The sequence below is a fragment of the Microcoleus sp. Pol17C6 genome (assembly GCF_036701145.1).
Classification (GTDB): domain Bacteria; phylum Cyanobacteriota; class Cyanobacteriia; order Cyanobacteriales; family Microcoleaceae; genus Microcoleus.
Genome location: NZ_JAUBQH010000105.1, coordinates 1 through 8,999, shown reverse-complemented (window position 1 = coordinate 8,999; position 8,999 = coordinate 1). Strand labels below are relative to the sequence as shown.

General features: G+C 45.5%; 6 protein-coding genes. 2 read left to right on the top strand and 4 right to left on the bottom strand.

Annotation, left to right across the window (positions count from 1 at the left end):
• Positions 1–198 precede the first annotated feature (198 nt).
• Complete coding sequence (gene cobT / locus QUA25_RS27980) at positions 199–1,323, top strand: nicotinate mononucleotide-dependent phosphoribosyltransferase CobT (protein WP_333042892.1); 1,125 nt, start codon at positions 199–201, stop codon at positions 1,321–1,323.
• Between the two features lie 535 nt (positions 1,324–1,858).
• Here cobT and QUA25_RS27975 read toward each other — a convergent pair.
• Positions 1,859–2,257, bottom strand: a complete 399-nt coding sequence (locus QUA25_RS27975) for a hypothetical protein (RefSeq protein ID WP_333042890.1) — start codon at positions 2,255–2,257, stop codon at positions 1,859–1,861.
• A gap of 468 nt (positions 2,258–2,725) precedes the next feature.
• The gene (locus QUA25_RS27970; protein ID WP_333042887.1) at positions 2,726–2,884 is read right to left on the bottom strand and encodes a hypothetical protein; all 159 of its coding nucleotides are present in this window, start codon (positions 2,882–2,884) and stop codon (positions 2,726–2,728) included.
• A gap of 155 nt (positions 2,885–3,039) precedes the next feature.
• Here QUA25_RS27970 and QUA25_RS27965 point away from each other — a divergent pair, with 155 nt between their 5' ends.
• Positions 3,040–4,149, top strand: a complete 1,110-nt coding sequence (locus QUA25_RS27965; RefSeq protein WP_333042885.1) for an extracellular solute-binding protein — start codon at positions 3,040–3,042, stop codon at positions 4,147–4,149.
• Positions 4,150–4,526: 377 nt separating this feature from the next.
• Here QUA25_RS27965 and QUA25_RS27960 read toward each other — a convergent pair whose 3' ends face one another.
• Together QUA25_RS27960 and QUA25_RS27955 are read right to left on the bottom strand one after the other, a co-directional pair.
• Complete coding sequence (locus QUA25_RS27960) at positions 4,527–5,054, bottom strand: hypothetical protein (RefSeq protein WP_333042884.1); 528 nt, start codon at positions 5,052–5,054, stop codon at positions 4,527–4,529.
• 139 nt (positions 5,055–5,193) lie between these two features.
• Positions 5,194–8,412 carry a PAS domain-containing protein gene (locus QUA25_RS27955; protein ID WP_333042882.1) on the bottom strand — a complete coding sequence of 1,073 codons (3,219 nt, stop codon included), beginning with the start codon at positions 8,410–8,412 and terminating at the stop codon, positions 5,194–5,196.
• Between the last annotated feature and the right edge of the window lie 587 nt (positions 8,413–8,999).

The window sequence follows — 8,999 nt, the reverse complement described above, 5'->3', positions numbered from 1 at the left end:
TCGTGGATATACAACATTAGACTCTGGATAAAGTTGGTATGCCGTTGTTTTATTTTATCCAGAGTGATGAAAGAGCGCTAATAACTAATAGACCTCTCTTGCAAAACAAGTCTTGAACAGGCAAGATGCCTGTTCCACAATAATTATTGCAGAGGTCTAACGACTGCTGACTACTGACTACTGACTACTGACTAATTTATGATTGGTATTTATACAGAAATTGAACAGGGCCAGCGGTGGCTCGATCGCTATCGGGGACGAAAACCGATATTTGCCTGCGTGTTAGGATTTACTGCTACTGGCTTAATTCCGGGGATTTCAGCAGCAGGTGCAACTCCGCACGATCGACAATTTACTTGTTTAGCCGATGCAGAATTTTTGTATAACGGCCCCCAACCGTCGCCCCAATATCCTTTGCCGCCCCTAGAAGCGGGTGCCTCGCCGGTACTGATCTCTCGCGCTGTAGTCGAAGCTTTGGAACTTCCGCTTTACCTATTTAATGCTGGTTTGCCCCTCCCACCTCCCGTACCTGCAATTGATTTGGGCGGCACTCCGGCAAAGTGTGTGATTTCTGGGAATGCTTTAGAACTCGAAACAGTCAAACATTTGCTCGAACAAGGTTTAATTTGGGGAGCTAAATTGGCTGCTCAAACTAATGGCAGCTATTTAATTTTAGGAGAGTGCGTAGTTGGGGGAACGACTACTGCTTTGGGCGTGTTAATGGGTTTGGGTATTGCAGCGGCGGGCAAAGTTAATAGTTCTCATCCTCGCTGCAATCACGCTCAAAAATTGGCTGCGGTGACAGCGGGACTCAATAATGCTGAGTGGGAAATTGGCGGACAAAACAGCACTCCCCTCGAATTGGTAGCGGCGGTGGGCGATCCGATGCAAATAGCGGTGGCGGCAATGGCGATCGCCGCGAGTCGGACTTGCGGTGTGCTTCTGGCTGGGGGCACGCAAATGCTGGCAGTGTACGCTTTGATGCAAGCCTTAGCCCGTGAATATGCTCTAGTATGGCGTCCCGAACAAGTTGCGGTGGGGACTACGCGCTGGGTGGCCGAAGACCCTACAGGAGACACTTTAGGACTTGCTAATGATATCGGCGGTGTGCCTCTGTTGGCCGCGCAGCTAAGTTTTGCTGGATCTCGCTACGGGCAACTGCAAGCTTACGATCGCGGGTATGTTAAAGAAGGTGTCGGTGCGGGAGCTTGTGCGATCGCCAGTGGCTTGGCTGCAAATTGGACTCCTCCTCAACTCCTTCAAGCTGTTGAAGCTTTAGCCTCGCGGTGTGAAATTATATCGATTCCGGTTGCACCGGAATGATTGTTGACTTTTGACTGTTGACTGTGAGTCAAAAAAATGAAAATTGCGCGAATTATTTGTGGGCCTCGGGATTCGACTTTACGCCCGACTTTTGAAGCAAGGATTTGAGATCATTCCGGCGCAGCCGGAATTGATATTAAACATTAGAAAGTCTTGGAGGCAAAAAACCCGCTTTTTACTGAAAATATTGGGGTTTTGCCACGACGAATACACTCCCCAACCGGGTTTTTAGTTTTCTGTGCATCCAGGAATGTTAGGAATTAAACATTAAAAATTCAGAGGCGGCGATCGAGCTGCGAACATTGTTTTGCTGCTCACCCAGCTTCGTTTTGGCTGAATAATTATATCATTTTGTGTAGCATTTTTGCTCTCAGATTTACAGAATTTTCTACACAATATCTGGCTTTGATGCAGTATTCTCCCTGCTAATTACGGGAGATAAAAAACTCTATGCAATGAATCTATAAGTAGACGAGCATAAATCAACGCAACTTGTATTTTTTTTTGATTACTACCAGATCCCCGCTAGCAATATTTAATTAGGCCCGCCTAGATGTTGCGAGTGCATTCTTTTGGAGAGCAACTGTTCTTCCAAGGCTGCAATTCGATTGTAAGCTGCTGTTAGCTGAGCTGTTAAGCGCTGGATTTGAATCTCTGCGCTCAGCTCTTTTTCCAGGCTTTGAGAATTCTTGTCGAAATAGCTGTCATCTAACAGTATGTCCTTGTGTTCGAGAAGGCCGTCGAGACTGCTGTAGCTTTGATAGGGCGAGGTTTTGTCATTTCCTACCGTTCCAGAGCGATCGTTTCTCTGTTGCTGGGTCAGCTTCGTCTCCTTGGCCGACTCCAAGAGCTTTTCATTGAGGTTTTCTATGAGTTTGTAGAGGGCCTCGACTTGTTGGCTCAATACTGTAACTTGCTGGCGGAGCGCTTCCATACAATCATCCTTTGGCTCGTAACTTAATATCTTTACATTTTAGGTAAATCTTTACATAACTTGGATTTATCACTAAATTATTTAATTTTTGACGTAATTGTTGTGTTCCTAATCCTGACCCTAGATTTAGGGAGCCAGCTTGAAGATAATCGATCGCCATTGGTGAGTCGATTGTAGATTTTAGATTTTAGGTTTTAGATAGTCTTGAACACAGGAACCGGGTGGGTTAACGCCCATACTTCGTTCAAACCTTCAATCAGAGCTAAAACGTCGGGTTTGTGAGAGTGGGATCGCCGAGAGCCCTATTAGATTGACTTCGCTCTCGCCAGTGCTTTCAGGATTCAGATGAATGGATTTTTAGTTTTTTTAGTTATTAAGCTGTCGCCGATTTAAAAAGAATTTTTCACTTCTGTTGTGTAAAAAGCCTCATCCAACGGCAGATAGCAGCGCTCTGGTTGTTTCGTTATATTAAAAAATGTAACACAGATGCAGTCGATCGACCCGGCTGGCGAACACAACTGGCTCAAAGGAACTTGCAGCACAGAAATTAGGCGTTAAGTTGAGGGAGTTTTCGGCATCGGAAAGCTCGATCGACAAGTTAGAAGGTAGAATCAGGGCAAGAGTCAAACAGACTCAGAGCGCAGCAGAACCGAGTACAATGGCTCTGTGTTTGAAAAAGAAATAAGACAAATCGGCGCCAACTACCGGACTCGACAAACAATTATTTCCCCGGCTGTAGAACACAAAACGATAGGTCAATATTTAGAAAAGCGGATTGACAGGTGAAACGAAGGTCTTTGCTATTGGGGGCCGCCACCCTAACTTTAAGTCAATTGGCGGCAGGGTGCGACTCGAAGCCCATTCTCAAAATTCGATCGCTCAAAAACGGTATTCCGGCCCAACTGGTAAGCAAATTTAGCCGCGATGTACAACCGTCTCCGCTTTTGCAGGTAACGCAAGAAGGACAATTAAAAGAATTATTCGCCCTGTTGCAGGAGTGGAAACAGGTTCCCCAATCAAAAAATCAAGCTAACTTGGTGATGTTGGGAGATTACTGGCTGACTTTGGCAATTAGGCAAAAATTGATTAAGCCCATCGATCCTGCTAAGTTGCCTAATTGGGCACAATTGCCCGAAAGGTGGCGAAATTTGGTAACGCGAAACGATGACGGTTTCTTAGATGCGAGAGAAAACGTTTGGGGTGTACCTTACCGCTGGGGAAGTACGGTAATTGCCTATCGAACCGACAAATTTAAGGCTTTGGGGTGGACTCCGACAGATTGGAAAGACTTGTGGCGATCAGAATTGCGCGATCGAATTTCTCTGCCGGACAGTGCCAGAGAAGTTATCGGTTTAACATTAAAAAAACTCGGAAAATCTTACAATACGCAGCAATTAGATCAAGTCCCAAATCTTAAAAAAGAACTCGCAAATCTGCACCGACAAGTTAAACTTTATAGTTCTGATGCTTACCTGCAACCATTAATTTTAGGCGATACTTGGTTGGCCGTAGGTTCCTCTGGGGACTTGCTGCCGCTGCTGCAAACTCAAAAGGATATTGCTTTAGTAATTCCAGTTTCGGGAACTACACTTTGGACAGATTTGTGGGTAGAACCAGTATCAGGGAATCCAGTTTCTTTAGTGGAAAAATGGATTGATTTTTGCTTACAACCTCGGGTTGCTCCTCAATTATCTTTGCTGGCTAAGGCTAGTTCGCCGATAATTGTCGGTATGAAACCCGAAGATTTGCCGGAAGCTGTTCGCACTAATTCTGTGTTGTTGCCGGATGCTAAGATTCTTGCTAAGAGCGACTTTCTGCTGCCTTTTGGGGATGCTGGCATTGCCCAATATCGATCGCTCTGGCAAGAAACTAGGCAAGTAGTGAGAACTTAAATTACAGTGAGGTACATAGCTCTTGTAGGCACACGGTGCCGTGTCTTTGGGAGTGTCAACTTAAGTTCGTTAGTCATCCCGGGAGTCCGCCAGGGGTTGAAACCCCTGTCTAATAGCTAAAGTCCTCTCCAAGAGGACTGAAGAACTCATTATATGATTTCCGGTAACACTCCTTATGATGTTGAGTGTTGACGGTTGACAGTGAACAGTGAACTCGAATTTACTATTCCGATGCTAACGGATTTGATATTAGTCGTCTTCAGACGACTTTAGCTTTGAGGCAGGGGTTTCAACCCTTTCCGGACTATGGGTTTGACCTGGTTGTTGACACTCCCAAAGGCACGGCGCCGTTTCCTAACTCTTGTAGGGACACTAATCTAAAATCCTTTGAGTTTGCCTCGAATACCTGGATTTGAGAGAGATTCTAACTCAATCCGACAGTTAAGCCGATCGCCCTTGCACGAATAAACTGCCAAAGCAGTGCCTTGACGGTTGCAAACTCGCACATTGTAACCATAATCGTTGGCGACAGTGCCAAAGCGGTTAACAAACTGATAGCGTTCCATATAATCGAGCAAACTCCAAAGTTGGCGATTGACTATGATAATTACCCAAGTATTGCCGGGATCTACAAACCAGCGATCGAGCAATTTGCCGCCATAGAGTTTTTGAGCTAACCACAGACTTGGCACGCTTTTTTCGGTTTGCGAAAGCGGGGGCGACGGGAAATTAGCAGCGTTGCCAGTCGGGCAGACTGGCTGCTGGGAAAATACCGCATATTGCTCACACAGCAAGGCTCCGAGGCACGCAGAAACCGCAATCAGGAACAAAAATAAACTTTTTGTCAAAATGCCGTGCCTGCGGAGGTAAACTTGATTTTTGTGGCAAAAATTGTGGTAATTCATAAATTGGCAAGGGCCGGCTTTGTACAAAACTTATCTGTTAACATCGAGTCTTGTAAAATAGGTTGGTAGTGAGTAATTTAGTGTTCAGGAAATTAGTTGTGAGGACTGAATTTCTTACTCCGAATCGGCGCAAGAGTTCTTAAAATTCCGATCGCCTAAACAATGAAGCAGGCAGACAAACAGTAAAAGTAGAACCGCAATCTAAATCGCTAATAACTTCAATATCGCCGCCCATCATCTGACAAAAACGCTGGCTGATAGTCAGTCCCAAACCAGTACCGCCGTACTTGCGAGTAGTTGAATTGTCGGCTTGAGTAAAAGGTTGGAACAGTCGCTCTTGCTGCTCTGGTGTCATGCCGATGCCCGTGTCCGTCACTCGGAAAATTAAAAAATCTGCATCCAAAATTAACAGTTGAGCAACTCTCGGTTGATATTTATTTTTTAATTCTTCACTGGTAATTCTTTCTAAAGTAAGCACGATCGTCCCATTAGCAGAAAATTTAGCAGCATTGCTGAGCAAATTCAGCATTACCTGCCGCACTTTCATCAAATCGCCGTGCATCGCGCCGATATTGTCAGAACTCAATACTTGCAAAGTATTGCCGTTTTTATCCATTAGCGGTTTGATAGTTGTTACCACCTCCTCGATTAAGCCGCCGACATCGAAGCTTTCGAGGTAAATCTCCATCTTGTCAGCTTCAATTTTGGAAATGTCTAGAATGTCCTCTATCAGCCGCAGCAAGTGTTTGCCAGCAGTGCGAATTTTGTCTAAATCCGAGACTAACTCTAAGTTGCCTAACTCTTCGGCATCTTCCACCAGCATATCGCTGTAGCCGATAATTGCGTTCAGGGGAGTGCGTAACTCGTGGCTCATGTTTGCCAGAAAAGCACTCTTGGCGCGGTTGGCGAGTTCTGCTGCTTCTTTAGCCAACTGCCATGCTTCCTCAGCGTCTTTGCGTTCAGTGATATCCCGCAGTGTCGCCACCACCGCTTCGACGCTGCCGTCTGTCGCACAAACCGGACTGAGAATGTACTCGTAGTCGCGGGTTCCCCAGCTTGCCGTGGGGACAATTACTTCGCCTTTCACGGGTTCGGCTGTGGCAAATATGCCGTGGCATTCTTGGTGAACCCGCTGCATAATTGTTGGCGACCAGCCTAATTCCTGCCAGGTTTTGCCAATCATTTCTCTGGGGTTCATGCCGGCAGCTTGAGCGGCGGTGCGACTGACGTAGGTGTATTTTCCCGATCGATCTACTAGAAAAATTAGGTCAAGAGAAGCGCCGAGAATGCCGTCAACTGTTCTGGCGTGTCGGGCTACCTGAGCCGTCATTTGTCTGACTGTGATGGCGCCGCGGACTCTGGCGGCGAGTTCAAACCGCAAGAGTTCGTTGGCTTGTTTGAGGAATAGGGTGCGCTGTTCGACTTCTATTTCTAGTTCTGCTTTGGCTTTTTCTAGGGTGAGTTCGGCAAGTTTGTGATCGCTCACATCTGTAGAAATTGTACCGACTGCATAAGCTTTACCTTCGGAGTTGCAGAGAGGAAATTTCAGAGAAATATAAGTGTGCGGGCCGTCGTCTTGAGGGATGATTTCTTCGATGGTTAGAGGCGAGGAGGATTCGAGAACTTTCAGGTCGTTTTCTCGCAAGGCTGCTGCTTTGTCTTGGGGAAAAATATCACCATCGGTTTTCCCTGTTATTTGCTCTTTTGCGATGTCGAACAAATTGTCAAAATGGCGGTTGGTGAGCAGGTATTTTCCGTCAACATCTTTGATGTAAATTACTGCTGTTGAGTTGTCTAAAATCGCTTGCAGCAGTGCTTCGCTCTTTCGCAGGGCTTTTTGAGTGTTTTGGCGATCGAGTATTTCTGGCTGCAATTCCAAGTTGAGGCGATTTAAGTCTTGCCAAGCTTCCTGGACTAAATTTAAGGCGATCGCGCTTTTTTCTAGTTCTGTATTTACCTGCCGCGACTGGTTTGAGACGGAGTTTTCGGGCAATTCTAGGGGTTGGAAAGCGAGCGGGATGTGGGGATTTGCGAGCGGGCCAGCGCCAGCCAATTTTTTATATCGAAAATCTACGGCTAATTGACGATCTAAACTCGATTTTTTAAGGAATAAATCGGGGAATTCGCCGAAATTTAAATTGTCATAAATTAGATCAAATTTCCGGGATCGCTGCGGCGGTTCGGCGCTGGAGTTTGATGCCCAATTCCCGTCTACTGTTGATAAATCTGAGTTAGCGGGTTTGGCAATCCGGCGAGTGACGGCAACTCCCAAGGCAAAGGGGACAACTGCAGCCGCAGACATTGCCAGCAGCCAGTTATTGTCCCAGCCAGTTGCGATCGAGGTTTTGGGGATGAATCGCACTAAAATTGCTGCGGGTTTTCCGGCTAAATTGCCGAGGGATTTGGCAGCTACTGCATAAGTTTGACTGCCTGTTTGTACGTTTCCGGCGACTGGTTTGCCGGCGGCGGCGAGTGCAGATTTCAGAAGCGATTTCTCTGCCAGCAAGTCTGGTAACTGTTGGTTTGTTGTAACTGCTTGCGAACTTGCCAAGACAAATTTGCCGTCAGCCAGCGGTGCGTATATAGCCTGATATCCGCCGCCTTGTAATTTGAGGGTTTCGGTGCTAGCAACTGCCGAAGTTTTGCTGATAATTTTTCCTAACACTAAGGCAGCAATCACTGTCTGATTTTTGGGATCTTTTATGGGAATTGCTGCGTAGTGGAGGAGAACAGGGCGATCGCCTTTTCCGGGTGGCAAAGATCCCAATTGTTCCTGAACTTCCGATTTGGCAATGATTTCGCTGGCGGTAATTTGCTCTTTTGCAGCGAATACTCGATCAACTATTTTTTGCAGATTAAAACTTTTTTCCTTCTGGTTGGGGTTGACGCTAACCACTATCTGCCTGTTTTTTCCCACTAATGCCGCGCTGTCTATTTCCCCTGTTTTGACTTGATTTTCTAGAATTTGATTGACAGATTTTTGCAAATATGATATTTTTTTGCCGCTGTTGTAAGCTAAGGCTGTTTGGGCGATTGTTTTGCTGTCAGAGGAGTTTTGCAAACGGTCTGCGGCGCGATCGAGTTGGAGATTGTAGTTGATTTCACTAAGGCTCAGTTCGGATTTTGCTTGATTTTGCAGTTGATTGCTTCCAACTGCTGATGTTAGCCAAAGTGCTGCTGCCGTTAGTCCGACGGGCAAGATTGTTTGTAAAGTCAGCAGTCCGATTAGCTGTTTTCTGGTAACAGATAAGTTGTAGGTACAAGGCTTGAAAGCTGCTTTCAATCTTCTTTCGGAAGTCGCAACTTTAGTTTGCTGCAGACAATTTTGCTGGCTGTCGTTTAACTGAGTATGAGCCATAGTAGTAGATGGTGAATCGGTTATAGATGATAGGCCATCAATTAATCGGGAAGGCAATCAATTTTAGATTTTAGATTTTAGATTTTAGATTTTAAATTTTAGACTTTGGCGTGATCGGTCAGTTGAAAGATTTTAGATTTTATATCGAGTTCGGTTAATCACTCATCATAAAATTGTTGCCTCTCGCCGCCGCCAACCAAGCAATAAAATGACTTGGGGATTCTCAAAAAAATCTGTTTCTCCCTGTTAATCAGATTGTGTTATTTAGTTGTTTTTACATAATACTTTCGGCTCCTATTTAAAGTGTGTTGGGAGCATCCAAATGAGTGCTTTCACTGGAGTGTTCGCGGTTAGATGTAGGCTTTGCTGTGCAAGGTACTCGCACTCCTCAAAAACGCTTTTTGCAAAATCGGGATGCTCCCACATACAGTCCTAAAACGAAGTAGTTTATCGATCGACTGTATCGTAAATTCAGTTAAACTGAGATGTTGCACCATTCTCAATAAGCCTTGTAGATACTGTCTTGACCTGTCAAGGGGTAGCAGTCAAATAATTGGGGTCGAAAGGCTTTTGGGATTTTAAAATCC

Excerpts from the sequence above, each read along its gene's own strand:
- QUA25_RS27960 (WP_333042884.1), bottom strand. The coding sequence starts at position 5,054 with ATGAATTACCACAATTTTTGCCACAAAAATCAAGTTTACCTCCGCAGG.
- QUA25_RS27955 (WP_333042882.1), bottom strand. The coding sequence starts at position 8,412 with ATGGCTCATACTCAGTTAAACGACAGCCAGCAAAATTGTCTGCAGCAA.
- QUA25_RS27975 (WP_333042890.1), bottom strand. The coding sequence starts at position 2,257 with ATGGAAGCGCTCCGCCAGCAAGTTACAGTATTGAGCCAACAAGTCGAG.
- cobT (WP_333042892.1), top strand. The coding sequence starts at position 199 with ATGATTGGTATTTATACAGAAATTGAACAGGGCCAGCGGTGGCTCGAT.